The sequence below is a fragment of the Glaciihabitans arcticus genome (genome assembly GCF_004310685.1).
Lineage (GTDB): Bacteria > Actinomycetota > Actinomycetes > Actinomycetales > Microbacteriaceae > Conyzicola > Conyzicola arctica.
On the sequence record NZ_SISG01000001.1, the window covers coordinates 1678494 to 1691708 of the forward strand.

Genomic DNA, 13215 nt, shown 5'->3' on the forward strand with positions numbered 1-13215 from the left:
GCGCAATCGCGCCAGCGATTGCGGGGGGCGTCGCGCCGAGGGAGCCTGCGACCGAGGGCTCTTACCCGCGGCAGCCCGAGCTTTCAGGAGCAGGGGGCCAAGGACTGGATTATCCGGCCCTCGGCCCCCCGCTCCTGAGTTGGTGAGGCTTAGTCGGCGAAGGCCTCGATCGGCGGGCAGGCGCAGACAAGATTGCGGTCGCCCCAGGCCTGGTCGATGCGGCGCACCGACGGCCAGTACTTGTTACGCACCTGTCCGCGCACCGGGTACACGGCCTTCTCGCGGTCGTAGGGGTGGTTCCACTCCCCCACGATCACCGACTGGGCGGTGTGCGGTGCATTGTGCAGCGGGTTGTCGTCGGCGGGCCACTCGCCCGCGGCGACAGCGTCGGCCTCGAGCTTGATCGCGATCATGGCGTCGATGAAGCGGTCGATCTCGGCGAGATCCTCGCTCTCGGTCGGCTCCACCATCAGCGTGCCCGCGACCGGGAACGACATCGTCGGGGCGTGGAAGCCGTAGTCGACGAGCCGCTTGGCGACATCGTTGTTGTCGATGCCGGTCGCCTCCTTGAGCGGGCGCAGGTCGAGGATGCACTCGTGCGCGACCAGTCCGTTGTCACCCGCGTAGAGCACCGGGTAGTGGTCGCGAAGGCGCACCGCGACATAGTTCGCGGCCAGGACCGCGGCACCGGTCGCCTGCTTGAGCCCATCCGCACCCATCATGCGCACGTACGCCCATGAGATCGGGAGAATGCTCGGGCTGCCGTATGGAGCCGCGCTGATCACGTTCGCGGGGTTGCCCGAGAACTCGCGCTGCGCCATCGGGTGGCCCGGCAGGAAGGGCGCGAGGTGCGCCTTCGCCGCGACCGGTCCGACACCGGGTCCGCCGCCGCCGTGCGGGATGCAGAAGGTCTTGTGCAGGTTGAGGTGCGAGACGTCCCCGCCGAAGTCGCCGAAGCGCGCGTAGCCGAGAAGGGCATTGAGGTTCGCGCCGTCGACGTAGACCTGGCCACCGGCGTCGTGCACGGCTGCGGTGATGTCCTTCACGTCGTGCTCATACACGCCGTGCGTCGACGGGTAGGTGATCATGAGCGCAGCGAGGTTGTCGGCGTGCGTCGCGATCTTGGCGCGCAGGTCGTCGAGGTCGACGTTGCCGAGGTCATTGGTCGCAACGACCACCACCTTCATTCCGGCGAGCACGGCCGAGGCGGCATTCGTTCCATGAGCAGATGACGGGATGAGGCACACCGTGCGATCGAGATCCCCGTTGGCGCGGTGGTACCCGCGGATCGCGAGCAGTCCGGCGAGCTCGCCCTGGCTGCCGGCATTCGGCTGCAGGGACACCGAGTCGTATCCGGTGACCTCGGCGAGCCAGGTCTGCAGCTGGTCGATAAGGGTCAGGTAGCCCTCGACATCGGCCTCGGGCGCGAACGGGTGGATTCCGGCGAACTCGGGCCAGGTGACGGCCTCCATCTCGGATGCCGCGTTGAGCTTCATCGTGCAGGAGCCCAGCGGGATCATGCCCCGGTCGAGTGCGTAGTCCTTGTCGGCGAGGTACTTGAGGTAGCGCATCATGCTCGTCTCCGAGCGGTGCGTGTTGAAGACCGGGTGGGTGAGGTACTCCGACTCGCGTACAAGATCCGTGGCGATCGGGGATGCCGGGCGCCAGGTGCCCTTCTCCTTGCCCGCGAGCGGCTCGGCGCCGAGCGGGGCGAGGATGCGGTCGAGCAGCTCGGCGTCGGCGGCGCTCACCTCGTCGAAGCTGAGGCGGACGGTGTCGTCATCCACTGCACCATAGAGAACGCCGGCCTCGTAGGCGGCGGCGGTCACCTCGGCGGCGTGTCCGGGAACGCTCACGAGAAGGGTATCGAAGTAGGACTCGTGCACGACAGTGACCTGCGAGGCGCGCAGGCGGGCGGCAGCGTTGATGGTGGTGCGGTGCACGCCCTCGGCGATGCGCTTGAGGCCGTCGGGTCCGTGATAGACCGCGTACATCGACGCCATGACGGCAAGCAGCACCTGGGCGGTGCAGATGTTCGACGTGGCCTTCTCGCGGCGGATGTGCTGCTCGCGTGTCTGCAACGAGAGACGGTAGGCGGGGTGTCCGTCGGCGTCCTGCGAGACACCGACAAGGCGTCCGGGGAGCTGGCGCTCGAGACCTGCGCGCACGGCCATGTAGCCGGCGTGCGGTCCGCCGAAGCCCATGGGCACACCGAAGCGCTGCGACGTGCCGACGGCGACATCAGCTCCGAGGTCGCCCGGAGCCTTGATCAGGGTGAGCGAGAGCAGGTCGGCGGCGACAACGGCGAGGCCGCCCTGGTCCTTGACGGCGGCGATCACGGCGGTCGGGTCCCAGACGCGTCCCGAGGCACCGGGGTACTGCACGAAAATGCCGAAGGCTGAGGGAAGGGCTTCGACCACCGAGGCGAGGTCCAGCTCGACGAGCTCGATACCGACGGCATCGGCGCGGTTGGCGAGGAGCGCCTTGGTCTGCGGGAGCGCGTCGGCGTCCACGATGAAGACGTTGCTGGTGGAGCCCGAGGCGCGACGCGCGAGCAGCATCCCCTCGACGACGGCGGTGCCCTCATCGAGCATAGAGGCGTTGGCGGTGGTCAGGCCGGTGAGGTCGGCGACCATCGTCTGGAAGTTGATGAGTGCCTCAAGGCGGCCCTGGCTGATCTCCGGCTGGTAGGGCGTGTAGGCGGTGTACCAGCTCGGGTTCTCAAGCACGTTGCGCTTGATCACGGCGGGCGTGATGGTGTCGTAGTAGCCGAGGCCGATCATCGACTGGCGCACGGTGTTCTTTCCGGCGAGGGCGCGCAGCTCACGAAGGGCGTCGCGCTCGGAGGCGGCGAGCGGGATGGTGGAGTTCTCGATCGGCTGCACGCGGATCGACTCCGGAACGGCTGCCGTGACGAGGTGCTCGACCGAGTCGTAGCCGAGCGCGGCGAGCATGGTCGCCTGCGCCGCGGTGTCGGTGCCGATGTGTCGTTCGGTGAAGGGAATCGTCATTACTCGGCGACCAGTGCGCTGTACTCGTCGAAGGTGAGCAGCGAGGGGAGCGCGCTGAAGCTGACCTTGATCAGCCAGCCTTCGCCGAATGGGTCGCTGTTGACGAGGCTCGGGTCGGAGACGACCGCCTCGTTCGCCTCGAGCACGGTGCCGTCAACGGGAGCGAACAACTCGCCGACCGACTTGGTGGACTCGATCTCTCCCACGATGGCGCCGACCGCGACATCCGAGCCGACCTTCGGCAGGTCGACATACACGACGTCACCGAGCTTGTCGGCGGCGTAGGAGGTAATGCCGACGGTCGCGGTCTCGCCGTCGACCAGGATCCACTCGTGCTCTGCGGTGTACTGGAGGGTCTTTTCGTCAGCCATTACTTGGCCTCTCTCTTATAGAAGGGAAGTGCTACAACGGACGCCGGGATTCTCGTACCCCGAACATCGATGAATAGTGATGAGGATGTCGCGGCCGCGGGGTCCACGTACGCCATCGCGATCGGGAACCCGAGCGTGGGAGACAGCGCTCCCGAGGTGATGACGCCGACCTCGGTCTCGCCGTCGAACACGGGATACCCCGCTCGACCTGCGCGGCGCCCTTCCGTGCTCAGGCCCACGAGCACGCGGGCTCCCTCGGCGGGCCCGGTTTCGGAAGCCGCGCGACCGACGAAGTCGCCCTCCTTGGCCAGGGCGACCACGCGGCCGAGACCGGCCTGCGCGGGGAATGTGTCGAGTCCGAGCTCGTGGCCGTAGAGCGGCATCCCGGCTTCGAGGCGAAGGGTGTCACGGCTCGCGAGACCGGCGGGAACGAGCCCATGGGCGGCACCCGCCGCGGAGAGCGCTTTCCAGAGGGCTGCGGCATCAGCGACGTCGACATAGAGCTCGAAGCCGTCTTCGCCGGTGTAACCGGTGCGCCCAATGAAGACGTTGCTGCCCGCGAAGGTCGCAGCGGTGGACCAGTAGTACTTGAGTTCGTCGAGCGGGGTCTGCCCGTCGAGGATGCTGAGTCCCTCGGTCGACTCGAGGATCGCCCTCGAAGCAGGGCCCTGAACGGCGATGAGCGAGACCTCGTCGCTCAGGTCGTTGACGGCCACGTCGAAACCGACGGCACGTTCGACCAGCGCGGGAACCACGGCGAACCGGTTGCCAGCATTGGCAACGACGAGGAACTCGTGGGTGCCGTTCGCGTAGACGACGAGGTCGTCGATGATGCCGCCTTCGGGCGTGAGCAGCAGCGAGTACTTGGCCTGCATCGGCTTGACGGCGGAGATCTTGCCAGCGAGGGCGAAGTCGAGGAACGCCGCGGCATCGGGGCCGATGACCTGGATCTCGGCCATGTGCGAGATGTCGAAGATACCGGCTGCCGTGCGAACGGCGTGGTGCTCGGCCAGGTCAGACCCGTAGCTGACGGGCATCTGCCAGCCGGCGAAGTCGGTGAAGCTGGCGCCACCGTCGACGTGGATCTGGTGCAGGGGGCTGAAGCGATCGGTCACGAGTTCTCCTTGGGGCATGCTGCCGCGGATAAGAACTCCCCCTCTGTCATGGACCTGAGAGCTTCACCAGTTGTAACTGGTTTTCACCGTGGGTAACCGATCGAACGGTTTTTTCAGAGTGGCCTTCGTGATGCGGTACTGAGACCTGAGAGATTGGCGGAGAGGCTTGCTCCTTCGGTGTCCACCTCGGTGGACTCTCCCGCATCGCGATATGTGCGGCCCGGTATTCGTTTGTGCGACCAGCCTACCAAGGGTGATGTTTCGCGCGTGTCACGGTTTTCCGGGCAGGGCTTCGCCGATCCACAGGTAGTCGCTGTACATCTCGGCGAGCAGAACGGGCGGCACCTCGGCGAGCGGCACGGCGCCGATGGGGCGCCCGGCGACGTCGATCCGGCGCATCCCGAATTCTCCGATGTCGACGGGGATGCTCTCCTCGGGCAGCGAACTGCCCGAGAACAACAGCACGGCTTCGAGACCGAGCGAGCTGAACGGGCGCCGGTACTCGTCGAAGTTGACGTTGTCGCCGGTCTCGCCGCGCTTCCAGCCTCGGGATGTCGCACGCGACCGCACCCGAAAACTCTCGCTCTCGGCTCCGGAGCGCCCCGCCAGCTCGGTCGCGTCGGCGGCGAGCTCGGGTACCTCCGCGCGGAACTGGTCGAACGCGGCCTCCCGGCCAGCCCACTCGGCACGCTGATCCGTCGTCATCAGGGTGCCGTGCGCGAGGGTCACGAGCCCACCATCGATCGTGACCGAGTCACCGGCGGCGTCGACGAGGCTCCCGTCGGCCAGGTTCTGCACGTACCGCACGATGTCACCGTCGACGACGCGCCAGACGAGCCCGCGGCTCACTCGGCGCAGGAGAGGATGCGCGAGCACCAGGGTCGACCAGTCCTCGACCGTCCACTCGCGCTGCTCGCACATGGCGTCGACGAGACGGTTGCGCTGGGCGGTGACGAAGGCGGCGAGCTCTTTCTTCGTTGAGGCGAAGGTGGCCTTGGACGCCTTCGCGAGGTCGAGGTCATCACTGACGCGCGGCTCGGGGAGTTTCCCCAGCACCCCACCCTCGGGGTCGAACAGCTCGAGGGTGAGGGCGTCGGAGACGCGCGCCTGGAAGTCCCGCGCGCCGAACGTGAGGGAGAGGCTGCCCGTGTCGTCGAGCCCGATGCGCGGAACCATGCGGTCGGCGAGCTGCTCAGCCGACCAGCCGCGACGGGCGGCCACGGCGTCGACGAGTCGACGTGCCGTCTCCTGAACCGACTTGGTGCGGTAGCCACGCGCCGTGGCGAGCAGCAACTGGGTGGCCTCTGCGTCGTCGGAGAGCGAGAGCACCCCCATCAGGGCCTCGATCTGCAGTCGTTTGAGGTGGTGGCGCCGCATGTACTCGCGCACCGTGGCAGCGAGCTCGACGCCGGGGATACCGCCGGCGAGGGCGACCATCCCGCGCTCGGCGTTGGCGGACTGGGCATGGAGATCCGCAGCCTCCTTCTCGAGCATCTCGAACTCGTCGCCGAAGAGGAAGGTCGACTCGTCGTCCGCGAGCTGGAACTCGTTCCGCCAGCGCCGCACCCATGCCGAGACCTTCTTGAGGGCGTGGGTCAGTCGCTGCCGGTCATCGGGTCCGGTGATGTCGCGCACGATCCACGACAGCAGCACGGTGCGGCCGAGCGCCTGCTGGCTGTTCGTGTCGAGCGTGCGCACATAGAGCGGGATGAGCCCGAGTCCGGTCGGATCCTTGAGGGTCACGGCCAGGGTGATCCACCACCGCAACACCTCTTCGGGCACCGGCTCTCCACTCGCGGAGTAGCGGCACTCGGGCAGCTCCTCCCACGGAAACCAATACAGGGCGTCGGGGCTCTTCTTTGCGAGCCCGGCGGTCGCCTCGGCCAGCAGTCCCTCGGGCGTGAGGGCCGCACGGATGTCCACGCCGAGGCGGTCGAGCGCCGAGAGCAGAGTGGCCCGTACCTGCTCGTGGCGCTCCTTCTCGAGCGCGGCGCTCAGCAGGGTCACGGCCCAGTCTCCGCCGATCCCGACCGCCCATTCGGCGGCCACCCGGCGCACGGCGAAGTTGCGATCGCCGATGCCCTGCCCGACGATCCCCTCGGCGAGTCCGCGATTCTGGATGACGCGCTGCGCGGCAATCCGGTGGGTCTTCGCCTCGCCCAGGGCGAGGCCGGTGACCGTCGGAAGGTACTTCGGCGCGATCAGCGGTCCGTCCGCGAGGATGTCGAGCACCCGCCCCCGATGGTCGAAGTAGGCGCTGGGGGCCGTGCCGCTCGCGAGCCCCAACACGATGTCGAACAGCGTGGGGTACTCGAGGAAGTAGCCCCACATCTGCGTCGAGGTGAACTGCGGTGCCGACCATTCGGTGAAATACGCGTTGATGACGAGGGTGTGCGCCTCATCCTCGGTGAGCCCGACCCGCACGAGGAACTCGGCGAATGCTCGCGGATCGACTCCCCCATCGGGCCTCGTACGGATCCGGGAGACAACCCGGCGTTCGAGGTTGACACCGAGGCGGGCCAGTTGCGCGTCGGTCAGCGCGGACAGTTTCCGGGTGTCCAGCCAGGCGAGGGTGCGCGTCTTGTCCCAGCCGGGATACGGGGCGCTGCCGCCGAGGTAGTCGGCGATCTCCGCGAGCGCCGCGAGCGCCTTATCCGCGTTCGCCGCCTCCGCTTGCGCCTGGTGCACGCTGTGCCCGTAACGGCGGGGTGTGCCGGTCGCGAGCGCCCTTTCTTCGGCAATCCGCTCTTTCTCGATGATGCCGAGCCAGCGAGCGCGGTCGCTCTCGATGGCCGCTCGCAGGCCCGCCCGGGCGTCTTCATCGAGCGGGCTGTCGACCAGAGGCTCGAAGGGCGGGATAGGGATGTCGGCGGATACGCGTCCCGTGGTGAGCGGCGCGAGCGCGAACATGGTGAGACGCTCGATCGCCGCCTCCAACAGCACCCCGCGCTTGCCCTTCGAGTTGCGGTCCAGGGCTCGTTGCAGCGCCTCGACGGCGGCCGGGGCATCCGCAACCCGCTCGAGTGCGGCGATCACGCGGGGCGTGTAGGAGGCGGGGCGCTCGTCGAGCAGCGCCTCGAGCTGGGGAATCTGCAGGTCGGCAGGCACATCGTGCAGTACGGCGAGCGCGGCCTTGCGCAGACCTGCGAGTGGGCCGGTCGCGTAGTCGGCGAGGATCCCGACCGTGGCCGCCGCGAGCGGCGGGTGCGTGCCGGCGAGGCGGATGAGCTCGTAGTGCCCGTCTTCGTGAAAACGACCGAGTCGGGACACGAGGGTGTCGACGCGTGAGGTCACGAAGTCGGCGGTGCCCGGGATCGTCTGCAGTCCGCGCGGTTCATACCCGACGCTGGAGCCGTTCATCCCGATGAGCAGATCGATGATGAGCCCATCGGCCTCGGTGTCCCGCACGCCCTCGATCACCAACCAGCCGCGGAGGCGCTCGATGCTCCAGTTGGTCATCGCGGGCTCGAACCATGCCATGCCGAAGATGATGTTCATGGCGTCGCTGAGGAGGGCGAGCACGGGAACCGGTACGTGGTCGTGCCGCAGCCGGACCGGCTGCGCCACAGCGAGCACCCGGCCGAGCCTCAGCAGGATCAGGTCGTCTGCCCGGTCGATGGCGCCCAGTTCGCGATAGACCATGGCGCGGTGAGACCGCGCAAGCTTGGCCCGGGCACGGTGGGCCTGTTCGCGGTCGGCCTCGGCATGGCTCATCCCACGTTCAGGCGCGAGATGCGACGCCAATGCGGCTCGGTCGCCGTCGTTCAGCCTCGAGAGAACGTCCGGCCGTTCACCCGTGAGGATGTACCCCACGATCGCCGCTTCGAACCGTGGCGAGTGATCACGAAGCGATACAAAGGCCTCAGCGATCCACTCCCGCGGTGTGGTGCCCAAGACGTACTCGTCGATGTTCTCCCGCAATTAGCTCCCCCAGCTGTTCCGGATACCGTAGCGGCTGCGGGTGTCACGCAGGGTGTTACTTCTTCTCGCAGGCGATGCCGTCCTTGTCGCGGTCCGACTTCTTATTCTTGTTGTAGACCGAGGTGCTGACGGTGAAGGTCTTGACGGGCTTGCTCGCGCCGCTGACCTTGTCCTTTGCGCCCTTCTTTCCGACACCGTGCGGGTACTTCTTGTTGAGAGCCGTGCAGTTGGCGAAGGTCCCGCCGGCAGCACCCATCGAGACGAGACCGCTGGACGGTGATGCAGTGGCGCTCGAGGCGCCCATCAGAGCCGGTGTGGCGATGATCGCCGCGAAGACGACGGCCGAGATGCGTGTGCGGAGCTTCATTGTTCCCCCAAGAGTTCCTCTCCGGCGATTGCCGGTGCACCCAAGGTAGACAGCCCCGACTATGCACGCTAACCCCCAGTGCTGGGGCGTTGTCAGCTGCGGCGAGCGCGGAACTTCATGTACGTGCCGAGAAGCCGCGGAACGATCAGGTAAACGGCAAGCGGCACAACGACCGCGGTCAGTATGAGGGCGCGCAGCACGGGGTGCCACTCCCCCGTGAATCCGGTCATCAAGGTCATGCCGAGCGCGACGAGCGGGAAGATCGTGATCCAGGTAGCGAGGGCGCGGATGTGGACCGAGGGCGGGGTGATGACGTTCGTCATGGGTGACTCCTTCAAATTGCAACTAAATGGTTGGGAACGACGATACGTCTCTTTTCGCGAAACTGCAACTATTCAGTTGGGAAAGTCCTAGAGTGGGGTTATGGCCTGGGATACCGAGAAGACGAAAACGCTTTTGCTGGATGCGGCCACCGCCGAATTCAGCACCTTCGGCCTGGCCGGCGCACGAGTCGATCGCATCGCCGCGACCGCCGGAGTCAATAAGGAGCGCATCTACCAGTACTTCGGCAAAAAAGACGACCTGTTCGGCATCGTGCTGGCCCGCCAGCTCGCCGCGGTCATGAGTGAGATCGCGATCACCGGAAAGGGCGTCGACGCTGTCGTCGACTACGCCGGGCGGGTGTTCGATTACCAGGCGGCGCATCCCGAACTGGCACGACTGACCTTCTGGGAGGGCCTCGAACGCGACGAGCCCACCGCGCTCGAGACACGCATCGCAGGCGGCATCGACAAAGTGCGCCGCCTGCGCGAGGCGCTGCCCGACATTTCAGAGGATGACGCCCGGGAGCTCCTGCTCACCGTGCTCACGCTCTGCGACGGCTGGCAGGTGCTGCGCAACATGGACCGGGTGTACACCGGCACCGTGGAGCGTACGGCGGCGCGCGACGCGGCCCGCCGCCGGGCCGTGCTCGCCACCGTCGAGGCGTACACGCGCGAGCTGGTCGGCTAGATCTCTTCGACGTCCTCGTCGCCGGCCTCGAGCAGGCTGCCGAAGGTCGCGTCGACGCCCTCGGTGAGTTCGATGACGAGGTCGAGCAGCTCCTTCAGGGATTCCACGCGCAGCAGGGCCACCTGGTCGAGCGGGCCGAGCGGCGAGATCGCAGCGAGCTGCCAACTGGATTCGAGGGGGTCACCCGAGAGCGAGACATCCGCAGCCCATTGCTGGTCGGCGAATTCGCTGGCCACGGCGAGGGCTCGACGCACGAGCTTCTCGGCGCGCTCGCGCAGCGGCTCGAGTTCCTCGTCCCAGACCAGGTCGGGCAGCTCGCGGACGCGGGCGCGCGGGTAGGGGGCGTCATCCAGCCACTCCTCTACAACGAAGCGGTTCGCACCCTCCGCGACCAGCGCGACGAAGCCCTCGGCGCCCTCGAGCTCGGCGATGCGCGCGATCGTGCCGGCGGAGAACCGCTGCTCGCCGCCGCCGACCTCCTGGCCGCGCTCGATGAGCACCACCCCGAATTCGGACGGCTCTACATCGAGAATCTCGGCCAGCATCACCATGTAGCGCTGCTCGAAGACCCGCAGCTGTACGGGCATGTGCGGGAACAGCACGGAGCCGAGCGGAAACATGGGCAGGTCGCGGTCCATTCCCCGAGCCTACGAGATGGGGGCTGGCCGCGTCTGTTCGCGAGTGCAAACATGGAGCACATGATCATCCAGACGATTCCGGAATCCGAGGCGACAGGGCTTGTCGCCGAGTCCTACGCGGCGGACCGTGCCGACCTTGGCTACGTGCCGCTGCACACGAAGGCGATGAACCTGAATCCCGAGGCACTGCAGGCGTTCGAGCAGCTGACCGGCGCCATCGGCGGGGCGCTCGGCACCCGTCGATACAGGCTCGTGACACTGGCCGCCGCCCGGGGCGCCCGCTCGGCACACTGTCGACTCGCGCACGGCCGTGCGAGCCTCGCCTTGTTCGACGAGGACCAGCTCACCGGCATCGCCCTCGACTACCGGTCGGCGGGACTGAGTGACGCCGAGGTCGCGATGATGGAGTTCGCGGAGAAAGTGAGCCGCGATGCGTCATCCATGACCGATGATGATAGCCGGCGGCTGCGAGAGCACGGCTTCAGCGACACCGAGATCGTGAACATCGCCCTCGCAGCCGCCGTTCGCAACTACTACAGCCGCGCGGTGCAGGCGCTCGCGATCGAGGTCGAGGAGCTGCCGGGGCTCTCCGCCTCGCTCCACGCGGCCCTGGTCAGCGGGCTCTAGCGTCGAACCACTCGACGGCGCCCGCCTCGTCGGCGAAGACCTCGTCGTCCTGGGCGGCAAGCGCTTCGCCGAGGATGCGCCCGAACTCCGGGCCGGGCCGCAGCCCGCGCGCGATGAGATGCTCGCCGGTGAGCAGCCCGCGCGCGGGTGCCCCGCCGATGCTCTCCGCGATGGTGACCCAGGCGCCCGCCGGACTGGCCTTGGATGACGCCCCACGTCCCGCGCAGTCCGCATCGACGACCCGCGCCCAGTCGTGGATCGACGCATCCCCGAGCCGACGCATGAGCCTGCGCACAGCGGGCCGCGACGGCGAGCCCTGCATCGAGACGTGCGCCATGTGCTCGCGCACGACCGGCAGGATGCGGGCCTCCACGTGTCGCGGCGCCCCGATCTCGGCGAGGAACGCGCGCGCAGGCTCGACCCCCGCCTCGGCATGACCGTGCGAGGTGATGCGCTCACCGATCTCCGTGTGGGTGACCTTACCGAAGTCGTGAACAAGGGCCGCGAGCACCGCCACCTCGCGGTCGGTGTCACTCAGCCCGTCGCGCTCGGCGAACTCTGCCGCCTTGCCCGCGGCGAGGCCGAGGTGCGTGAAGACGTCGCCCTCGCTGTGCCAGATCGGGTCCTGCTTAACGCCGCGCGTCGCATCCAGGTCGGGAAAGTGCGCGAGCCAGCCGGTCTGCTTCAGAGCGTCGAGCGCTTCCGGCCAGAATCGGGCGCGGCGTGCCAGCTTGCGCCACTCCTCCCACACCCGCTCGGTCGCGAGCTCGTCGAAGCGCGGGGCGAGCTCGCGGCACACGCCCTTCGTCTCCGCGGCGAGCGCGAATCCGAACCGGCCAACGAACTGCACACCGCGCAGCACCCGCAGCGGGTCGTCGCCGAAGCTCGCCGAGGTATGGCGCAGGATCGCTCTTGCCAGGTCCCTCTGACCGCCGAAGGGGTCGATGAGCTCGTCGGTGATCGGATCCCAGCCCATCGCGTTGATGGTGAAATCCCGCCTCGAGAAGGCGAGGTCGATCGGGGCATCCGAGATGCTGAGGTCGAGATCCGCGCCGTCAACTCGAACCGCGATGACATCGAAGGATGCGCCCTGCTCCGCGACCGCCCCCACTTCGGCGAGCGCAGCCAGCAGGAGCGCACGATCGGTGACACCGTGCACCTCGATATCGAGGTCCTTGCTGGCGACGCCGAGCAGCGCATCCCGGATCGCGCCGCCGACCACGAGCGGGCGGGCGCCCACGCGGCGGCAGGCCTCGACGACGGCTCTCGCGCCGGGCGTGAGGTCGAGCAGGCTCAGCTGCGCCACCACTCGTCGAACAGCGACACCGGCACCTGGCGCTTGTGCTCGGTGGCGCGGTAGCGGGCCTCGATCGCCTCGGCAACCTCGTCGGGTACGTCGAGTCCTTCGAGGAAGTCATCGAGATCCGAGTACTTCAGCCCCAGGTTGGCTTCATCCGTCTGGCCAGGGTTGTCGTCGAGGAGATCGGCGGTGGGGAGCTTCTCGTAGAGGCGAGCCGGGGCATCCAGCGCCTGCAGCAGGGATTTGCCCTGGCGCTTGTTCAGTCCGGTGAGGGGAAGTACGTCTGCGCCACCGTCGCCGAATTTGGTGAAGAAGCCGGTGACCGCCTCGGCGGCGTGGTCGGTGCCGACCACCAGATAGCCGAGTTGTCCGGCGATCGCGTACTGGGCGATCATGCGCGAGCGCGCCTTGACGTTGCCTTTGGTGAAATCGATCATCTCCTCCACCGACTCGTCGAACTCCGCCTCGAAGCCGTCGACAGCGCGATGGATGTTGAAGGTGATGGTGCGATCGGGCTTGATGAACGAGAGTGCGAGCTGGGCATCCTCCTCATCGGCCTGCACCGTGTACGGCAGGCGCACGGCGACGAAGCTGGCGTCCGATCCCTCCGCGCGCAACTGCTCGACCGCGAGCTGGCAGAGGCGGCCGGCGAGGCTCGAGTCCTGTCCGCCGCTGATGCCGAGCACGAGGCCCTTGGCGCCCGTCTTCTTCAGGTACTCGACGAGGAAGCCGACACGGCGCTCGATCTCCGCGGCGGGGTCGACGTTCGGTGACACGTGGAGGTCGGCGATGATTCTCTGCTGTTCTGCGCGCATGCGTTCAGAATACGCCGCAGATGTTTCGGCGGCATTGCC

The 13215-nt window shown here is 67.7% G+C and carries 11 protein-coding genes and 2 riboswitches; of the genes, 2 read left to right on the forward strand and 9 right to left on the reverse strand.

The window, feature by feature from the left end; all coding sequences use genetic code 11:
• Positions 1-149: 149 nt before the first annotated feature.
• The 6 genes from gcvP to EYE40_RS08090 all read right to left on the reverse strand — a co-directional run bounded on the left by gcvP (position 150) and on the right by EYE40_RS08090 (position 9108).
• Positions 150-3011 (reverse strand): aminomethyl-transferring glycine dehydrogenase, encoded by a 2862-nt coding sequence (gcvP, locus tag EYE40_RS08065; protein WP_130981467.1) that lies wholly within the window; start codon positions 3009-3011, stop codon positions 150-152.
• Positions 3011-3382: a glycine cleavage system protein GcvH gene (gcvH, locus tag EYE40_RS08070; RefSeq protein ID WP_130981468.1), complete on the reverse strand. Its 372-nt coding sequence runs from the start codon at positions 3380-3382 to the stop codon at positions 3011-3013. The genes gcvP and gcvH overlap by 1 nt, the downstream gene beginning before the upstream one ends.
• On the reverse strand, positions 3382-4515 hold the full coding sequence (gene gcvT / locus EYE40_RS08075; protein WP_130981469.1) for a glycine cleavage system aminomethyltransferase GcvT: 1134 nt from the start codon (positions 4513-4515) through the stop codon (positions 3382-3384). The genes gcvH and gcvT overlap by 1 nt, the downstream gene beginning before the upstream one ends.
• Positions 4516-4533: 18 nt before the next feature.
• Positions 4534-4619: riboswitch (glycine riboswitch) on the reverse strand.
• 1 nt (position 4620) lies between these two features.
• Positions 4621-4709: riboswitch (glycine riboswitch) on the reverse strand.
• Positions 4710-4767: 58 nt separating this feature from the next.
• Positions 4768-8211, reverse strand: a complete 3444-nt coding sequence (locus EYE40_RS08080) for a DUF4132 domain-containing protein (RefSeq protein ID WP_130981470.1) — start codon at positions 8209-8211, stop codon at positions 4768-4770.
• Between the two features lie 262 nt (positions 8212-8473).
• Positions 8474-8785 (reverse strand): excalibur calcium-binding domain-containing protein, encoded by a 312-nt coding sequence (locus tag EYE40_RS08085; RefSeq protein ID WP_130981471.1) that lies wholly within the window; start codon positions 8783-8785, stop codon positions 8474-8476.
• 92 nt (positions 8786-8877) lie between these two features.
• Entirely contained in the window at positions 8878-9108 is a 231-nt protein-coding gene (locus EYE40_RS08090) for a putative antibiotic biosynthesis monooxygenase (protein ID WP_193554494.1), read from the reverse strand.
• A gap of 100 nt (positions 9109-9208) precedes the next feature.
• Between EYE40_RS08090 and EYE40_RS08095 the strand changes: the two genes are divergently transcribed.
• A complete protein-coding gene (locus EYE40_RS08095) occupies positions 9209-9796 on the forward strand; it encodes a TetR/AcrR family transcriptional regulator (RefSeq protein WP_130981472.1) in 588 nt (195 codons plus the stop codon).
• On the opposite strand, the gene EYE40_RS08100 is transcribed toward EYE40_RS08095, so the two are convergent.
• On the reverse strand, positions 9793-10434 hold the full coding sequence (locus EYE40_RS08100; RefSeq protein ID WP_240034761.1) for an LON peptidase substrate-binding domain-containing protein: 642 nt from the start codon (positions 10432-10434) through the stop codon (positions 9793-9795). The two genes, EYE40_RS08095 and EYE40_RS08100, sit on opposite strands and share 4 nt — an antisense overlap.
• Before the next feature lie 60 nt (positions 10435-10494).
• Here EYE40_RS08100 and EYE40_RS08105 point away from each other — a divergent pair, with 60 nt between their 5' ends.
• Entirely contained in the window at positions 10495-11061 is a 567-nt protein-coding gene (locus EYE40_RS08105; protein WP_338029022.1) for a carboxymuconolactone decarboxylase family protein, read from the forward strand.
• Here the strand turns inward: EYE40_RS08105 and EYE40_RS08110 are convergent.
• Both EYE40_RS08110 and nadE read right to left on the reverse strand, forming a co-directional pair.
• Positions 11048-12367 carry a CCA tRNA nucleotidyltransferase gene (locus tag EYE40_RS08110; protein WP_130981474.1) on the reverse strand — a complete coding sequence of 440 codons (1320 nt, stop codon included), beginning with the start codon at positions 12365-12367 and terminating at the stop codon, positions 11048-11050. The genes EYE40_RS08105 and EYE40_RS08110 overlap by 14 nt on opposite strands.
• A complete protein-coding gene (nadE, locus tag EYE40_RS08115) occupies positions 12355-13176 on the reverse strand; it encodes an ammonia-dependent NAD(+) synthetase (RefSeq protein ID WP_130981475.1) in 822 nt (273 codons plus the stop codon). The genes EYE40_RS08110 and nadE overlap by 13 nt, the downstream gene beginning before the upstream one ends.
• Positions 13177-13215: the final 39 nt, after the last annotated feature.

What these genes read in the sequence shown, in the direction of transcription:
- EYE40_RS08085 (WP_130981471.1), bottom strand. Translation starts at nt 8,785, where the DNA reads ATGAAGCTCCGCACACGCATCTCGGCCGTCGTCTTCGCGGCGATCATC.
- EYE40_RS08090 (WP_193554494.1), bottom strand. Translation starts at nt 9,108, where the DNA reads ATGACGAACGTCATCACCCCGCCCTCGGTCCACATCCGCGCCCTCGCT.
- gcvH (WP_130981468.1), bottom strand. Translation starts at nt 3,382, where the DNA reads ATGGCTGACGAAAAGACCCTCCAGTACACCGCAGAGCACGAGTGGATC.
- gcvT (WP_130981469.1), bottom strand. Translation starts at nt 4,515, where the DNA reads ATGCCCCAAGGAGAACTCGTGACCGATCGCTTCAGCCCCCTGCACCAG.
- EYE40_RS08100 (WP_240034761.1), bottom strand. Translation starts at nt 10,434, where the DNA reads ATGGACCGCGACCTGCCCATGTTTCCGCTCGGCTCCGTGCTGTTCCCG.
- EYE40_RS08095 (WP_130981472.1), top strand. Translation starts at nt 9,209, where the DNA reads ATGGCCTGGGATACCGAGAAGACGAAAACGCTTTTGCTGGATGCGGCC.
- gcvP (WP_130981467.1), bottom strand. Translation starts at nt 3,011, where the DNA reads ATGACGATTCCCTTCACCGAACGACACATCGGCACCGACACCGCGGCG.
- EYE40_RS08080 (WP_130981470.1), bottom strand. Translation starts at nt 8,211, where the DNA reads ATGAGCCATGCCGAGGCCGACCGCGAACAGGCCCACCGTGCCCGGGCC.
- EYE40_RS08105 (WP_338029022.1), top strand. Translation starts at nt 10,495, where the DNA reads ATGATCATCCAGACGATTCCGGAATCCGAGGCGACAGGGCTTGTCGCC.
- nadE (WP_130981475.1), bottom strand. Translation starts at nt 13,176, where the DNA reads ATGCGCGCAGAACAGCAGAGAATCATCGCCGACCTCCACGTGTCACCG.